The sequence below is a fragment of the Caproiciproducens sp. LBM24188 genome, assembly GCF_054130445.1.
Map to the genome: position 1 here is coordinate 1,972,869 of NZ_CP196862.1, position 16,923 is coordinate 1,989,791.

The following is a 16,923-nucleotide window of genomic DNA, read 5'->3' on the forward strand; positions in this document are numbered from 1 at the left end:
CATTTTCAAATTATCTTCCTTACCGACGAAACAAATCCCCGGATTTCGTTAAAAGTGCTGAACGTAGACGGGCAGGCCCGAACCGTGCCTTGATGAATGGTGCCCATATATTCGTGCGCACTGGGTGCACAGTGCAGGCCGGCTCGGACGGCAATGCCGTAACGATTCAGTTTCTGTGCGGTTTCTTCGCTTGGCAGGTCGCGTATATTAAAGGAAAGAACTGGTGCAAAATACCGTTCATCCGGTTCCTGAGTATAAAGAACCACACCGTCCAACTTTGACAACTCCTCATACATATATCGGACCAGTTCCATCTCCTGTTTAAGAATTGTTTCCGGTTTTTTTCTTTTTATATATTCCATTCCGGCACGAAGTCCGGCGATTCCGGCAACATTCTGCGTTCCACTCTCCATCCGGTCCGGCATGGATTCCGGCTGCTCGTAGGAAATGGAGTTCGTTCCGGTGCCACCTTCGACTAGGGTGGCAAGTTGGGACCCTTTTTCCGTAATCAGCATACCGGTGCCCATAGGCCCGTATAATCCCTTATGCCCCGCCAAACAGAGGTAGTCATAACCGTATTCCTTCATATTGATGGGAAGAATACCCGCTGTCTGCGCACAATCCACGGCAATCGGAATCCCATACAGATGCGCCAGCGCCGCAATGCGCTCAATCGGAAGCCGTATTCCCCACACGTTGGAAGCGTGCGTGCAAACAATCAGTTTGGTGTGTTCATTCAAAGCACTGCGAAAGGAATTCAAGGTTGCGTCATTGTCACCGGGGTACACCTGCGCCACCGTGAACGTGATTCCTTTCTCAGAAAGGGCGCGAAGGGGGCGCATGACCGCATTGTGCTCCAGACACGATGTAACCACGTGATCACCGGGTTTCAGCAGTCCTTTCAGCACGTAGTTCATCGCGGCGGTACAGTTGAGTGTGAACGCAACGCATTCCGGGCCGGGAGCGTGAAACAGCTCCGCGGCAACCAAGCGGCAGCGATAAATCTCTTCTGCGGTTTTCAGCGACATATCATGCCCGGCCCGGCCTGGATTAGCACCATAATGAAGCATGGCATAGTTGACGGCATTCCGTACGGAAACAGGCTTTGGATAAGTGGTGGCCGCATTGTCAAGGTAGATCATTTTCGACCATTCCTTTCTAATCGACCCAGAATCCGAATCCCCATTCTGGACAATATTTTCTCGGCTTCATCGGTTCGTTCCGGCACATATATGCTATAGCCGCAGCCAGCATTGCTGCCCTTCGGCGTACGTTCCACATAGGCTCTTATCCCGTATTTGAATAGGATATCCCTGCTTTTCATGGCATACGTGATGGAGCTTAACATAATTAAAGGCTTGCCCACAATCATCACCCCTCTGTTTTTATTACAGAGTATGCGGGTTTCGCCCCTTTTGATTCTGGATGAGGAAACACCATTCGCCGTTTTTTGCAACAATATTCAATCTATTATAGGAAAAATAGCTGATTACTATTTTAACCTGCTTTTTCAATTAGACAGACCGCATGAGCGGCAATGCCTTCCCCGGAACCGGTGAAGCCAAGCTTCTCCTCCGTGGTAGCCTTTATGCTGATCTGCTCAACATCCATCTGCCCAACGCGGGCAAGATTTTGGCGCATCGATTCAAGGTACGGCATCAGCTTTGGCCTTTGCGCAATCACGGTGGAATCGATATTAACGACCTGATAGCCGTTTTCGCGCAGCAATTCCATTACTTTTGCAAACAGAACAAGGCTGTCGGCGTTTTCGTAGGCAGGGTCGTTGTCCGGAAAATGCTTGCCGATATCGCCCAGCGCAGCCGCTCCAAGCAGAGCGTCCATGACGGCGTGTGTTAAAACATCCGCATCGGAATGGCCCAGCAGCCCCTTTTCATAGGGGATATCAACGCCCCCGAGGATCAGTTTCCGATTTTCCGTCAGCCGATGGACATCATACCCATGGCCGATCCGCAGCGCACTTACCGCGCACATGACAGACACTCCCTTTTCTGAAGAATCGCCTGGGCAGCCGGAATATCCTCTGCGGTTGTCAGCTTGATATTAGTATAATCCCCCATGCACAGATGAACCGGGATGCCGGCGTGTTCCGCAAGCTGGCAGTCATCCGTGTAATCGGCCCCTTCCGCCTGCGCACATGCCATTGCTTTTTGGTACAGGCCTTTCTCAAACACCTGCGGCGTTTGCACCGCCCACAGCATGGAACGTTCGGGTGTTGCGCAAACAAACCCATCCCGATTGACCATCTTAATGGTGTCCTTCACCGGAACCGCCAGTGCCGAAGCGCCGTAGCGGACGCCGTCCCGCACGGCGGCCATGATTTCTTTCGGGGTAATCAACGCACGGGCGCCGTCGTGTATCGCATAATATTCCGTTTCCTCCGGTGCGGCCAGAATGCCGGCCATAACCGACTGCTGCCGGGTATCACCGCCGGGTATGACCGCATAAAGTTTTTGTATCTGGTATCTTTGAATCAGCTGTTCCATCATTCTCCGGTCCCCCGGGCGGCAGACCAGAACCACAGAGGTAATGCAGTCCGAGTTCTGAAACGCGAGCAGGGTATGTACAATGGCCGGTATTTTATTCAGAAGCACAAACTGCTTGGAGCAACTCATGCCCATCCGGGTAGAATTGCCCGCTGCAACTACAATGGCACAGCAGTTTTTCTTTCGATTCATAGCTTGTCCTCCGACACTTTGGTCTGAAACCGTATTAAAAATCCTGTTGGTCGTTTAGAAGCTTTGCCTCTCTCATTTTAAATACGGAATAAAAAGGTATTATTGTATTTAAGAATATATTCGCACAGTGTATTTTATTATAGTATTTTTTTATGTCTAAATCTAGAACTTTTTGAAAAGTTAAAATTCTGTTCACATCACATCACTCTTGCATGTTTTCCGTTTCTATTATAGAATAAAATAAGACAAGATATAATTTGGAAAGACTGTATGGAAGATTTTTCAGCAGGAAGTTTCGATTTGGTAAAACAGGAAAGGACAGAACAAGATATGGACAACCGCATTGCAAAACATGTATCGGATTCAGAAACAGAACAAATTCAGGTTATATTTGACCATCACCTTAACGGCCAGGGGCGCGTGTTCGGTGGGCAGCTGGCCGCGTGGATTGATATTGTGGCGGGCGTGGTGGCGAGAAGACACAGCGGCTGCAATGTTACAACCGCAGAAATCGACTCGCTGCAGTTCAAACGCCCCGTCTATTCCAGCAATACCATCGTACTGCATGGAAAAATCACCTATGTGGGAAACACCTCCATGGAAGTGCGCGTGGACAGTTACGTGGAATCGCTTTCCGGTGAGCGCGAGTTGGTCAACACCGCCTATTTGGTTCTGGTCGCGCTGGACGAACACGAAAAGCCGACTCCGGTTCCCAGGCTGATTTGTGAAACAGAGGAAGAAAAGCGGGAGTGGTCCGCTGGGGAAAAGCGCCGCCAGTACCGCCAGATGCGCCGGAAGGAAGCATTTTAAGCATTACCGAACAGGCCGTTTGATAGAAAAAAGGGTGGGATTTTCTCCCACCCTTTCTTTTATCCGTTCACCTTTACGCCGAAGGTTGCCGGTTCACCATTGATATTCCATTGAGCCACAAAGCCGGAGGGCTCTTCAAATCGGAACTCATCCGCCAGAACGTCGTGCGCGATGGCTTCCTGGTTTTTCTTCATGATGCCCAACACTTTTTCACTGCCGGCAGCATACACCGTAATTCGGTCGGTCAGGTTAAACTTTGCTTCTTTCCGCATGGACTGAATTTTGCTGATGATTTCTCGGACAAAGCCCTCTTCCAGCAATTCGTCCGTCAGCGTAATATCCAATACCACCGTAATGCCGTTGTCCGCCACGGACTCATAACCCGGTTTCTGCGCCGTTTCAATCAGCAGATCGTCCGCAGTCAGGCGAACTTCTTCCTCACCGAGGGAAAGCGTTAAAAATCCGTTGGAATCCAATTCTTTTTTCGCTTTGCTTCCGTCTAGCTGCTGCAGGGCAGTACGAATATCGTTCACTTTTTTGCCGTATTTCTGCCCCAACACACGAAGCTGCGGCTTGAAGCTGTAATCCACAAAACGTTCGGCGTCATTTTCAAAATGCACCGCCTTGATGTTCAGCTCATCCCGGATGATATTGCGGTACAGCGGGCCAAGGTCGCGTTGCGCGCTGATATACAGATTGGCAAGCGGCTGGCGGTTTTTCCGGTTTGCCGCGTTGCGGGCGGTACGGCCCAGCGTAACGACCTGAACGGCCTCCTCCATATCTGCTTCCAGTTTCGGGTCAATCCAAGAAGTATCTGCAACGGGATAATCGCAGAGATGGACGCTTTCCGGCGCATCCGGATTGACACTGCGTACAAGGTTCTGGTAAATATCTTCGCACATATAAGGAATCATCGGCGCGGCAACCTTGGCAACGGTGACCAGCGCGGTATAAAGCGTCATATAGGCGTTGATTTTATCTTCCGTCATTTCCGAACCCCAGAAGCGCTCGCGGCTTCTGCGCACGTACCAGTTGCTCATTTCATCCACAAAGCTCTGCAGCGCGCGGGCAGTTTCCGGAATCTGGTAGTTCGCCAGGAAACGGTCCGCATCCCGAACCAATGAGTTCAGCCTGGAAAGCAGCCAGCGATCCATGAGCGTGAGTGTTTCCGGATTTAATTTGTGTTTAGACGCGTCAAACTGATCAATTTCCGCGTAAAGCACCCAAAACGCGTAAGTATTCCACAAAGTGGAAAGAAATTTACGCTGCCCTTCGGTAACGGCCTTCGCGTAAAAACGGTTTGGCAGCCATGGTGCGGAATTGCTGTAAAAATACCAACGGATAGAGTCCGCGCCAAAGGTGGAAAGTGCGTCAAACGGGTCCACCGCGTTGCCCTTTGATTTGGACATCTTTTGCCCGTTTTCATCCTGCACATGACCAAGCACGATGACGTTCTTAAATGGAGCCTTGTCGAACAGCAGCGTGGAAATGGCCAGCAGCGAATAGAACCAGCCGCGGGTCTGGTCGACCGCTTCCGAAATAAAATCGGCCGGGAATTGCTGATGGAACAGGTCTTGATTTTCGAACGGATAATGATGCTGTGCAAAGGGCATGGAACCGGAATCGAACCAGCAGTCGATGACTTCCGGCACACGTTTCATCTGTTTTCCGCATTTGGGGCAGGTAATGGTAACCGCATCAATATAAGGGCGGTGCAGCTCGATGTTCTCCGGGCAATTCGGGGACATGCTTTTCAGCTCTTCCACGCTGCCGATGGCGTGACGATGCCCACAGGAGCACTCCCAAATATTCAGCGGTGTTCCCCAATAGCGGTTGCGGCTGATGCCCCAGTCCTGCACATTTTCCAGCCAGTCGCCGAACCGGCCCTTTCCAATGCTCTCCGGAATCCAGTTCACCGTATTGTTGTTGCGAATCAGCTGATCTTTGACCGCTGTCATTTTAATGAACCAGGATTCTCTGGCGTAATAAATCAGCGGCGTGTCGCAGCGCCAGCAGAAAGGATAGCTGTGCTCAAACGCAGGTGCAGCGAACAATAGGCCGCGTTCGGACAGGTTTTTCAGGACTTTCGGATCCGCGTCCTTGCAGAATACGCCCGGCCAGAGCGTTTCTTTGGTCATCTGGCCTTTTCCGTCCACCAGCTGCACCAATGGCAGGTCGTAGTTCCGGCCGACGTTCGCGTCGTCTTCACCGAAAGCTGGGGCAATGTGAACCACGCCGGTGCCGTCTGTGAGAGTGACATAGCGGTCGCAGGTGACGTACCAGCACTTTTTATTCGGCTGCACAAAATCAAACAGAGGTTCGTATTCCTTGTATTCCAGCTCTTTTCCGGTATAAGTTTCCAGTACCGTGTAGTCCTCGCCCAGAATCACAGGCGCAAGCTGCTCCGCCAGATAATAGGTTTCGCCCTTGCTGCTCACCTTAACATAGGCTTCATCCGGATTGACGCAGAGCGCCACATTGGAAGGAAGTGTCCAAGGCGTGGTGGTCCAAGCCAGGAAATAGGCCTCTTCGCCCTTCAGCTTAAACTTGACGATTGCGGATTTTTCCTTAACATTTTTGTAGCCCTGTGCCACCTCGTGGCTGGAAAGAGGGGTTCCGCAGCGCGGGCAGTACGGTACGATTTTAAAGCCCTTGTAAAGCAGACCCTTTTCCCAAATCTGCTTCAGTGCCCACCATTCCGACTCGATAAAGTTATTGTCGTAGGTCACGTACGGATGGTCCATGTCTACCCAATAGCCAACGGTGCGGGAGAAGTCCTCCCACATACCCTTGTACTTCCAGACGCTTTCCTTGCACTGCTCGATAAACGGCTCCAACCCATACTGTTCGATTTGCTCTTTGCCGTTAATATGCAGCATCTTTTCCACTTCCAGTTCCACCGGAAGGCCGTGCGTGTCCCAGCCGGCCTTGCGGGGTACCTGATACCCTTTCATGGTGCGGTAGCGCGGAATCAGGTCTTTGATTACGCGGGTCAGCACATGGCCGATATGCGGCTTGCCGTTCGCCGTCGGAGGGCCGTCAAAAAAGATATAAGAATCCCCATCCTTACGCAGGTCAATGCTTTTTTCAAAAATTTTGTTTTCTTCCCAAAATGCTTCCACGGATTTTTCGCGTTCCACAAAATTGAGATCTGCAGATACTTTCCGATACATACCATAACTCTCCAATCATCAGATTCGGTCATGCCGTAATGGTTCATCGATAATAAAAAAGTCTTTGTCCCGTATGCACAGGACAAAGACGAAACTTTGTTATACCACCTATTACACCATACCGTCATATGTGTTCCCGTTAACGGTGGAAAGCCGGCGCCACCTACTCGGTTTCCCTTTCAGCTTGCAACTACAGAGGGATTTTCCGGATTCACCTACTCATGCCGGGCTTGCACTGCCCCCGGTTCGCTGTAATTTTGAGTGAAAGCGTACTTTCTCTGTCAATGTTGTTCTAAGGCTTTATAAAAAGCCGTTATTCGATTTCTTTATAATATTAGCACAAAAACACAAATTGTCAAGGCATTCCAAAAGGTAGGTTGGCGCGCCTGCCTTTTCAAAATGGTTGGCTTTGATTTTCTAGTTCCAGAAATCGCTCAGGATTTTTTGAATATCATCCCCGTTTTTGACCGAAAGGCAGTGGCTCCAGTGTTTTGGAAAAAGCCGCTTGTAATCCCTGCGGCCAAACCGTTCATCCACAAGGAGCACCACGCCCCGGTCGGTTTCGGAGCGAATCACCCTGCCGGCCGCCTGAAGCACCTTGTTCATGCCGGGGTACTGGTACGCGTACTCAAATCCCATCCCGTTTTTTTGATCAAAATAATCCCGAATCAAATTCTGCTGAACATTCAGCTGGGGCAGCCCCACGCTTACAATTATGGTTCCGATTAACCGACTGCCTTTTAAATCGATTCCCTCGGAAAATACCCCGCCAAGCACACAGAAGGCAAGATAAGACTGTTCCGGCTCTTCCTGGAAAGAAGCGAGGAACTCCTCCCGCCTTGGTTCGCTCATGACGGACTGCTGCTCCACCGCGCTGATTTCGGGCCAGTTCGCCTGAAATGTTTGAAACACGCTGTGCATGTACTGGTAGGACGGAAAGTACACAATATAATTGCCGGTCTTTGCTGACACCACCGTATGAATCAGTTCGGCAATTTTCCCCACACTCTGTTCCCGGTACCGATATTTGGTTGAGATCCGGTCCGCGGCCATGAGGCACAAATTGCTTTGGTCAAACGGCGAATCGATCGTCAGCATCCAATCCTCCGCGCCCCCGCCGAGCAGGTCACGGAAATAATCCAGCGGCGCAAAAGTAGCCGAAAACAAAACAGCGGAACCACAGCGCCGAAACGCTTCGCCAAGAAGGTACGAAGGGTCCAGACAAAACAGCTTGACTATTACTTCATTCGCATGGGATTCTATCAGCGTTACATACCGCTCGTCATATAAATCCGCAAGCGACAAAAAATTCTGAGCCTCAAAATAAAGCCGGAGAAAATCCCTATCTTCCCGTAATGCGCGGTCTTCTTTGAGCAGCTGTTCACAGACGGACGAAAACTCCGTCAGCAGCTTCAACAGTTCTTCCGGCAGGTTGGTGCTGGTAATGGTCCCGGCTTCCCCGCAGTTTTTCCGCGTTTCAATCAAAAACTGATTGATCTGGTTCAGCACCCTGCTGAGCGTTCTGCTTCTGCCCTTATACTCTTTTTTTGCCTGATAAAAATGCGTTTTATAAAGCTCCGCAGAAAACATTTCCCGGGAACGGTCCACCAGATTATGGGCTTCGTCAACTAGAAAAACGTAATCCGTCTTTTCCCCGCTGTTTTCCCCGAAAAAGCGCCTGAGGTACGCACGCGGGTCAAAAACATAGTTATAATCGCAAATAACGCAGTCCACCCAAAGGGAAATGTCGAGAGAAAGCTCGAACGGACACACGCGGTTCTTGCGCGCACATTCTTCCACGGTACTACGTGTAAATTCATCGCAGTTTGTAATCGCATCCAGAATAGCATCATTGATTCGGTCATAATGTCCTTTGGCGTATTCGCAGTACTCCGGATTGCAGTTCGGCGTTTCGCAAAAACAGATTTTTTCTTTCGCCGTCAGCGTTAAGGTCTTGATTCTTAAATTCCCGGCGCGCATTTTTTGAAATGCTTCTTCCGCAGCCTGGCGCGTAATCGTTTTTGCCGTCAGGTAAAACAGCTTGGAGGTTTTTCCTTCCCCCATCGCTTTCACCGCCGGAAACAAAGTGGAAATCGTCTTCCCTGTTCCGGTAGGAGCCTGCGCAAACAGCTTTCCGCCCCGATCAATCGTGCGGTAGGTACCGACCGCCAGCCTGCGCTGCCCCTTGCGGTATTCCGGAAACGGAAACTGCAGCTGCCGGATGGTTTCATTGCGCAAAGCCTGCCATTCCAGCGTGAAACGGGCCCATTTTGAATAACTCCGGATTAACTGCATCAGAAAAACCTTCAACTCACCAAGCGAAAAGGATTGGATGAAATTTTTCATTTCCTGCGTATCCAGATTAAAATAAGTCAGCTGAACAGAGATTTCCTTCAGTCCATTCTGAGCCGCGTAAAGATACGCATAGCACTTTGCCTGCGCCCAGTGCGCATCGCTGAAATCTTCTTCAATGGCATCCAATGGTAAAACCGTCGTTTTGATTTCATCAATTACAGTTTTGCCGTTTTCTGTAAAAATCCCGTCCGCGCGGCCCTCCAGAAGATACGAAATCCCGCTGTCTTCCAGCTCCATGGATAAGACGACTTCGCTTTGATAATCCTCGAAGATTTTTTTCTTTTCCCTTTGTATTCTGCGGTGTGCTTTTGCTCCCTCATACATCCGGTCCTTTTCCACATAGCGGCTGTCAATGTCGCCGGAACGCAGAATAAACTCTACCAACTGCCGGACCGGAAGCTTTACCAGATTACCTTGTTCCATGGCAGCATAACCTTTTAAAATATGACAAAACGCCCAGGGCGGGTATTCCAACACAGGGAACCGCGAAAACACCGTGAATCAGGAGAAACAGACCGGGACCATAACTACCCGTGCTGCTCCCCGATATGATGGACAATGAAAAGAATAAGAACGCTGATAACGTCAGAATAAAAGAACACATTACCAACTTACGGTTCATAAGGAATCCTTTCCGGTTGTTCCAATTATTTTTATATTCTAATTATTCTCTATCACGTTTCACTCGGTTTGACCATTCTGAAAACGGCTTGTCCAAAAAAGCGCTTACTTTTTCAGAATGGATGCGACCTGTGAATGCTTATAATCTTCGTTCCACTGGGCGTAAGCGCTGTCGGAGCGGTGATCGGTTAAATCGTAGTTTTGAGTCAGATAATCACCGAAGTAAGTACTGACTTTATAGGCTCCCCAAAGATTCAAATGCCCGGAATTGTTCATATCGTTGGCAAAATCAATTCCAATATCGTCCGCCAAATCATACAGGTCCAGAAATGGAATCTGGTTGCTTTCTGCATAGTCCGCCACTGTGTTAAACAGCGCCTCGCAGTCATCCACCCAGCCGCTCTGCTGATTCGGTTCGCTGTAATCACACGGCATATTCACCAGAATAAGCTTAAAGTTTTCTGTTTTAGAAAGTTCGACAATCTTATTCAGATATTCCAAAGTTTTTGGAGGAATGTCAATTCGGTTGTCCGTATCTTCCCACTTTGAAATTGGCTTTCCGTATCGATTCGTACCGGCCTCAAATCCCTTCGTATAATAAACAGAAGAGTAATCGAAACCGAAATCCTTCTGCTGCAGCGAGGACCACCGAAAGTGGTATTTTAAGACGGGAAAAAGATACGGAATCCAATCTTCCGGAGGAGTGCAGTTTCGAATGGCTTCCAGCTTATTGAACGAGAATTTCATATTGTCAATCGCGTTACTGACCAATCCCCGCTCGCCGTACTGATTCGTCATTCCAAGGTAAAACACATCCAGAACAACAATCGGGTGCTGATGTTTTTTTAGGACATCTTTCAGCAGATAGTATGTAGCATCAATTGGCTGGCCGCCGGTAGCATAATTAAAACTGGTAATTCCATGCTGATTCCAAATCACATTGGGGTCCATGCCGCCATTCATATGGCTGGAACCCATAAAAACCACATCGTACTGATCATCGGACAGATACAGACCTTCCTCCAGTTTACCCATGTGCTGCGTTTTGTACACAAAAATGGGGCTGATTAGACCGAAAATGGTAAAAAGTAAAAATAGAAAAAGAAGACCTTTCCCGATTAGTTTTTTCAAAGCACATACCCTCATTAAAACTGAAAATAGATAAAACTCTGTGCACTATATTCCGACCCATAGACCCCAAATAACATAAGGATGAGCACGGCCGCCAAATAGACCGTCCAACGTAAAACTACATTTCTGCTCATTAAAGCGGTCCTCAAATCGATCCGCTTTTTCAGAATATCGACCAGCATTATAATCGCCACACCCAGAAGCCCCGCAATAAACTCCGGCTCCGTTAATCCCAGCTGAAAGAGCGCCCCATTCCAGATTGCTGCGGGATCAAACTGGAACATATTTCCAATGAGCAGAAAAGCATTTTCCATGGTATCCGCGCGGAAGAAAATCCACGCAAAATTAACGAGCAGGAAGGTGATAGCAACTTGTATGATACGATAACCAATGGACTGTTTTTTAATGCCCATCGCTTCCCGTGCACGTTCTTTCAGGGGCTTCAGCAAAAGACCGATGACCTGATAGATTCCGTGAAGCAGTCCCCAAAATAAGAACGTAAGGGATGCACCATGCCAGAAGCCACAGACCGTAAACACAATCAGCACATTCAGGCAGCGGCGAAACTTCGAGCATCTGCTTCCGCCAAGAGGGAAATAGAGGTAATCACGGAACCACGTGCTCAGGGAAATATGCCATCTGCGCCAGAAATCCTGAATCGACTTTGCAAAATACGGGCAGTTAAAGTTTTCAGCCAGATGGAATCCCAACATTTCCGCCGCGCCAATCGCAATATTGGAATAACCGGAAAAATCGCAGTAAATTTGAAATGTATAAAAAAAGCTGGCCAAGATGGATTCTAACCCATGGTATTTGGATGGATTTTCATACACTGTATTGACCAAAATGCCCAGGCGGTCCGCTACCACCATTTTCTCAAAATAGCCCCAAAGCATGAGAAGAACGCCTTTTTTAATGCCGGCATAATCGAAGGGATGAACCTCATCGATCTTTTTTAAAAAGTCCTTTGATTTTTGAATAGGCCCCGATACTAAAGTCGGAAAAAAAGATACAAACAGGGCGTATTTGCCAAGATGGGTTTGCGGTTCCACATCGCCGCGGTAAACGTCGATAGTATAACTCAGTGACTGAAACGTATAGAACGATATCCCAACCGGTAAAATCAAATGAAACGCTTCGGTTGCAACACTGACCCCAAATAAAGCCAGCAGGCCGGAATACGTTTCACGGAAGAAATCCGCATATTTGAAAACCATCAGAATGCCGATATTAATCAGCAAACTGAATACAACAATTAACTTCTTGTATTTTTGTTTTCCTGTTCCGCTGTTTATCCGTCCAATTAGCAGTCCACTGCCATAGGTAACCACGGTAGACACGATTAAGAATATGGCGTACACCGGACTGGAAAATATATAAAACACGTAACTGGCCGCAAGCAAACAAACCCACCGGTATCGATGTGGAGTCTGATAATATACCAATACGGTGGCAAAAAGCAAAATGAGAAAACCGATTGAGACAAAGGACAATGCCCGGACCTCCAAATCACTAATCATTCGATAAATATTTAATGGGAATATCTGAGGAGCCTGTATATTAAAACACATAAATATAAACTTTCTGTTAACATTGTAATAATTGTGTTACTAATTTGTAATATTAAATACACAAATTCTTAATAACAGCTTAATTTTTAAGGAAAATAATTCCGTATATATATAGTTTGTGTTTTATTTCGTTCAATCGACTTTATTGGAAGGAAACGAAATACGCTCATTTTTATGTTAGTTTAACATTAATATAAATTTTTCGGTACAAAAAGAAAGGGTATCATTTTCAGCGAAAGAACGCCTGAAAGTGATACCCGACTTGATTATTATAAATGACAATTCTGTTCAAAAAGTCCCTTTTTCTTTCCGTCGTTGGCCACTCTGTTCTGCGTAACCGGTTTTGTTCATGTTCTTCCCGTATCCCGGCGGTAACGCTAGTGGTAAGTCAGCATTTTCTATAGTCCTCAGAATCATAAATAGCATATGGTATTTAAACTTCATATTATGTACTATCCCTTTCGGACAGGAGGTTTAAATATGTATAAAGATTTATACTGGGATCCTTGCTATAATCTGATTCGATTTGGAAAATTTATTCGTAATTTCTATGGATGGAATTGTTATTGTCATCGCAACAGCTGTTACTGGGGCTATTAACCGACTATAATGCTTAAATAATATCAGCACCCTACCGTACCGTAAGGTGCTGATTCTTTGTTGTGTAGGGAAAACATCCAAAAGTATACTTTTAGAATGATCCTTTCACGAAAAGCTTCCCAAAAGGGATAACACTTGGAACTAAGGTTCTCAAACACAACACGGATAGATATCAACTAACAGAGAAGAGCCTTATATGGTGTGCAATTTTGACTTGCATTTTAACTTACATATTTTCAAAATATCTTATAATTGCTTGTAATATTATGTACTCATAAGCAAAATAAAACCGCACCAAACAGCCGGAAAATGGCTATTGGATGCGGTTTTAATTGGTGGGCCATCAAGGACTCGAACCTTGGACCGACCGGTTATGAGCCGGTTGCTCTAACCAACTGAGCTAATGGCCCTTAAATATACAAATGCCGCCGCTAATAAATAACGGCGGCATTTATACTGGCTCCCCAAGTTGGACTCGAACCAACGACCCTGCGGTTAACAGCCGCATGCTCTACCGACTGAGCTATTGAGGAATATTTGTGTTGGCACCTTCCTATTGTCCCGGGCCGTCGCCAGCCAAGTATCTTCGGCATCGATGAGCTTAACTTCCGTGTTCGGAATGGGAACGGGTGGACCCTCATCATCATCAGCACCAACTCTATATTTATCACATTGCTGTGTAAATACCTTGGTTATTCTTTTTTAAAATTTGGTGACCCGTGGGAGAATCGAACTCCCGTTATCGGCGTGAGAGGCCGGTGTCTTAACCGCTTGACCAACGGGCCACATATCGCACTTTTTAGCCAGATTCAGAGGTCAGAGGTGCCTGGCCCCTGTTCCGACTTCCTTTGGTGCACCATCAGGGACTCGAACCCGGGACACCCTGATTAAGAGTCAGGTGCTCTACCAACTGAGCTAATGGTGCAGCTCCGCGGTCTTTTCCCGCCGTTACCATCAGTGTTGTGCTTCGTCAGAAGCTCATTGTGTACACTGAAAACTGAATAAAGATATGAAACAGAAAGCGCCATGCAGTGTGCACTGCATATTGGGCAAACCAAAAAATATGGTCAAGCCCTCGGCCTATTAGTACTGCCAAGCTGAACACGTTACCGTGCTTACACACGCAGCCTATCAACCTTGTAGTCTTCAAGGGGCCTTACCAGCTTATGCTGTGGGATATCTTATCTTGGAGCCGGCTTCACGCTTAGATGCTTTCAGCGTTTATCCGATCCGCACATAGTTGCCCAGCTGTGCCATTGGCATGACAACTGGTGCGCCAGAGGTGCGTCCATCCCGGTCCTCTCGTACTAAGGACAGTTCTCCGCAAATATCCTGCGCCCACGACAGATAGGGACCGAACTGTCTCACGACGTTCTGAACCCAGCTCGCGTACCACTTTAATCGGCGAACAGCCGAACCCTTGGGACCGAATACAGCCCCAGGATGTGATGAGCCGACATCGAGGTGCCAAACCTCCCCGTCGATGTGGACTCTTGGGGGAGATCAGCCTGTTATCCCCAGGGTAGCTTTTATCCGTTGAGCGACGGCAATTCCACTCTCATACCGCCGGATCACTAACTCCAACTTTCGTTACTGCTCGGGCCGTCACCCTCGCAGTTAGGCCAGCTTGTGCGTTTACACTCTAAGGCACGGTTTCCGTCCGTGCTGAGCTGACCTTTGAGCGCCTCCGTTACTCTTTTGGAGGCGACCGCCCCAGTCAAACTGCCCGTCTAACAATGTCCCCCGGCCGGATTCACGGCCGCAGGTTAGAATTTCAGCAACTTAAGAGTGGTATCCCAAGGACGACTCCGCCGCGGCTGGCGCCACGGTTTCCCAGTCTCCCACCTATCCTGTACATAAGCTACCGAAACCCAATATTAAACTGCAGTAAAGCTCCATGGGGTCTTTCCGTCTTGTCGCGGGTAACCGGCATCTTCACCGGTACTACAATTTCGCCGGGCGGGTAGTTGAGACAGTGCCCAGATCATTACACCATTCGTGCGGGTCGGAACTTACCCGACAAGGAATTTCGCTACCTTAGGACCGTTATAGTTACGGCCGCCGTTTACTGGGGCTTCAATTCGATGCTTGCACATCTCCTCTTAACCTTCCAGCACCGGGCAGGTGTCAGCCCCTATACGTCATCTTACGATTTGGCAGAGACCTGTGTTTTTGCTAAACAGTTGCCTGGGCCTATTCTCTGCGGCCACATTGCTGTGGCACCCCTTATCCCGAAGTTACGGGGTCAATTTGCCGAGTTCCTTAACTACCCTTCTCCCGTTGGCCTTAGAATTCTCTTCCTGTCTACCTGTGTCGGTTTGCGGTACGGGCGCCTCAGATATACATAAGACTTTTCTCGCCCTGATTCATGCATACTTCCCTACTCTAATTTCGGTCCCTTACGCCCGGGGCAACCATCGCCCGGGTTATGCACTTCTCAGGTGTCCTCTTACTTAAATCTTTTGGCGGCTACGGAATTTCAACCGTATGTGCATCGGCTACGCTTCTCAGCCTCACCTTAGCTCCCGGCTTACTTGGAGCGGACGAACCTTCCTCCAAAAACCTTAGACTTTCGGCCAATATGATTCTCACACATTTCGCGCTACTCATTCCGGCATTCTCACTTGAATAAAGTCCACCAGCGCTTCCGCTCTGACTTCACCCCTTATTCAACGCTCTCCTACCATTCCTTACGGAATCCCAAGCTTCGGTATATGATTTAGCCCCGTTAAATTTTCGGCGCAGGGTCACTCGACCAGTGAGCTATTACGCACTCTTTTAATGAGTGGCTGCTTCTAAGCCAACATCCTGGTTGTCTGTGCAACCCCACATCCTTTTCCACTTAACCATATTTTGGGACCTTAGCTGTGGGTCTGGGCTGTTTCCCTTTTGACAACGAAACTTATCTCACGCTGTCTGACTCCTGTACATCAATTCTCCGGCATTCTTAGTTTGATAGGCTTCAGTAACCTTTCGGCCCCTAGACCATTCAGTGCTTTACCTCCGGGAATCTAATACAAGGCTAGCCCTAAAGCTATTTCGGAGAGAACCAGCTATCTCCGGGTTCGATTGGAATTTCTCCGCTACCCACACCTCATCCGCTACCATTTCAACGGGAGTCGGTTCGGTCCTCCATGGGGTTTTACCCCCACTTCAACCTGGACATGGGTAGGTCACCCGGTTTCGGGTCGAATACATCTGACTTCATACGCCCTATTCAGACTTGGTTTCCCTGCGGCTCCAGACCTGAAGTCCTTAACCTTGCCAGATACATTCACTCGCCGGACCATTCTACAAAAGGTACCCGATCACCCTTTGACGGGCTCTCGGTGCTTGTAAGCACAAGGTTTCAGGTTCTTTTTCACTCCCCTTCCGGGGTCCTTTTCACCTTTCCTTCACAGTACTCTTCTCTATCGGTCACTGGGTAGTATTTAGGCTTGGAGGGTGGTCCCCCCATCTTCCCACCGGGTTTCACGTGTCCGGCGGTACTTTGGATACAGCTAGGCGCTTTCCTTTTTCGCATACGTGACTCTCACACTGTTTCGTTGGCCTTCCCATGCCATTCTGCTAAATTCCAGCATCCACATTGCCGTCCGAACCCCGGGGATATTGCTATCCCCGGTTTAGCCTCTTCCGCTTTCGCTCGCCACTACTCGCAGAATCTCGTTTGATTTCTCTTCCTCGCCCTACTTAGATGTTTCAGTTCAGGCGGTTCCCTCCGTATACCTATGAATTCAGTATACGGTGACTGGACATGACTCCAGCCGGATTGCTCCATTCGGATATCTATGGATCAATGCCCACTTACGGCTCCCCATAGCTTTTCGCAGTTTGTCGCGTCCTTCATCGGCTCCCAGTGCCAAGGCATTCCCCTTGCGCTCTTTGTAGCTTGACCATGTGTTTTCTTGGTTCTTTGAAATTGTAGATTTAATTATTTCTAATTAAAAATAACATCTTTCTCGCTTT

Annotated in this window: 9 protein-coding genes, 4 tRNA genes and 2 rRNA genes; 1 reads left to right on the forward strand and 14 read right to left on the reverse strand. The window is 48.3% G+C overall.

The features are described from left to right. Positions 1–5: 5 nt before the first annotated feature. The 4 genes from ACSVDI_RS09355 to ispD all read right to left on the reverse strand — a co-directional run bounded on the left by ACSVDI_RS09355 (position 6) and on the right by ispD (position 2,696). A complete protein-coding gene (locus ACSVDI_RS09355; RefSeq protein ID WP_457942423.1) occupies positions 6–1,142 on the reverse strand; it encodes an aminotransferase class V-fold PLP-dependent enzyme in 1,137 nt (378 codons plus the stop codon). Further along, complete coding sequence (locus tag ACSVDI_RS09360) at positions 1,139–1,372, reverse strand: DUF3343 domain-containing protein (protein WP_457942425.1); 234 nt, start codon at positions 1,370–1,372, stop codon at positions 1,139–1,141. The genes ACSVDI_RS09355 and ACSVDI_RS09360 overlap by 4 nt, the downstream gene beginning before the upstream one ends. Positions 1,373–1,497: 125 nt before the next feature. Next, complete coding sequence (ispF, locus tag ACSVDI_RS09365; protein ID WP_457945627.1) at positions 1,498–1,974, reverse strand: 2-C-methyl-D-erythritol 2,4-cyclodiphosphate synthase; 477 nt, start codon at positions 1,972–1,974, stop codon at positions 1,498–1,500. A 5-nt stretch (positions 1,975–1,979) separates the two neighbouring features. Further along, positions 1,980–2,696 (reverse strand): 2-C-methyl-D-erythritol 4-phosphate cytidylyltransferase, encoded by a 717-nt coding sequence (gene ispD / locus ACSVDI_RS09370; protein WP_457942427.1) that lies wholly within the window; start codon positions 2,694–2,696, stop codon positions 1,980–1,982. 330 nt (positions 2,697–3,026) lie between these two features. Between ispD and ACSVDI_RS09375 the strand changes: the two genes are divergently transcribed. After that, positions 3,027–3,506: an acyl-CoA thioesterase gene (locus ACSVDI_RS09375; protein ID WP_457945628.1), complete on the forward strand. Its 480-nt coding sequence runs from the start codon at positions 3,027–3,029 to the stop codon at positions 3,504–3,506. Positions 3,507–3,565: 59 nt separating this feature from the next. Here ACSVDI_RS09375 and ileS read toward each other — a convergent pair whose 3' ends face one another. The 10 genes from ileS to ACSVDI_RS09425 all read right to left on the reverse strand — a co-directional run bounded on the left by ileS (position 3,566) and on the right by ACSVDI_RS09425 (position 16,852). Then, positions 3,566–6,679 carry an isoleucine--tRNA ligase gene (gene ileS, locus ACSVDI_RS09380; protein WP_457942428.1) on the reverse strand — a complete coding sequence of 1,038 codons (3,114 nt, stop codon included), beginning with the start codon at positions 6,677–6,679 and terminating at the stop codon, positions 3,566–3,568. Between the two features lie 417 nt (positions 6,680–7,096). Then, positions 7,097–9,457: an ATP-dependent DNA helicase gene (locus ACSVDI_RS09385; RefSeq protein ID WP_457942430.1), complete on the reverse strand. Its 2,361-nt coding sequence runs from the start codon at positions 9,455–9,457 to the stop codon at positions 7,097–7,099. A gap of 303 nt (positions 9,458–9,760) precedes the next feature. Then, positions 9,761–10,786 (reverse strand): hypothetical protein, encoded by a 1,026-nt coding sequence (locus ACSVDI_RS09390; RefSeq protein WP_457942432.1) that lies wholly within the window; start codon positions 10,784–10,786, stop codon positions 9,761–9,763. Between the two features lie 14 nt (positions 10,787–10,800). Beyond that, positions 10,801–12,279 (reverse strand): MBOAT family O-acyltransferase, encoded by a 1,479-nt coding sequence (locus tag ACSVDI_RS09395; RefSeq protein ID WP_457942434.1) that lies wholly within the window; start codon positions 12,277–12,279, stop codon positions 10,801–10,803. A gap of 1,011 nt (positions 12,280–13,290) precedes the next feature. Next, positions 13,291–13,367 (reverse strand) — tRNA-Ile (locus ACSVDI_RS09400). A 47-nt stretch (positions 13,368–13,414) separates the two neighbouring features. Next, a tRNA-Asn gene (locus ACSVDI_RS09405) sits at positions 13,415–13,490 on the reverse strand. 7 nt (positions 13,491–13,497) lie between these two features. Then, positions 13,498–13,614, reverse strand: a 5S ribosomal RNA gene (gene rrf / locus ACSVDI_RS09410). A gap of 53 nt (positions 13,615–13,667) precedes the next feature. Next, positions 13,668–13,742: transfer RNA gene (locus ACSVDI_RS09415), tRNA-Glu, on the reverse strand. A 64-nt stretch (positions 13,743–13,806) separates the two neighbouring features. Continuing rightward, positions 13,807–13,882: transfer RNA gene (locus tag ACSVDI_RS09420), tRNA-Lys, on the reverse strand. Between the two features lie 138 nt (positions 13,883–14,020). After that, positions 14,021–16,852, reverse strand: a 23S ribosomal RNA gene (locus tag ACSVDI_RS09425). Positions 16,853–16,923: the final 71 nt, after the last annotated feature.

Excerpts from the sequence above, each read along its gene's own strand:
- ileS (WP_457942428.1), bottom strand. The coding sequence starts at position 6,679 with ATGTATCGGAAAGTATCTGCAGATCTCAATTTTGTGGAACGCGAAAAA.
- ispD (WP_457942427.1), bottom strand. The coding sequence starts at position 2,696 with ATGAATCGAAAGAAAAACTGCTGTGCCATTGTAGTTGCAGCGGGCAAT.
- ACSVDI_RS09360 (WP_457942425.1), bottom strand. The coding sequence starts at position 1,372 with ATGATTGTGGGCAAGCCTTTAATTATGTTAAGCTCCATCACGTATGCC.
- ACSVDI_RS09385 (WP_457942430.1), bottom strand. The coding sequence starts at position 9,457 with ATGGAACAAGGTAATCTGGTAAAGCTTCCGGTCCGGCAGTTGGTAGAG.
- ACSVDI_RS09375 (WP_457945628.1), top strand. The coding sequence starts at position 3,027 with ATGGACAACCGCATTGCAAAACATGTATCGGATTCAGAAACAGAACAA.
- ACSVDI_RS09355 (WP_457942423.1), bottom strand. The coding sequence starts at position 1,142 with ATGATCTACCTTGACAATGCGGCCACCACTTATCCAAAGCCTGTTTCC.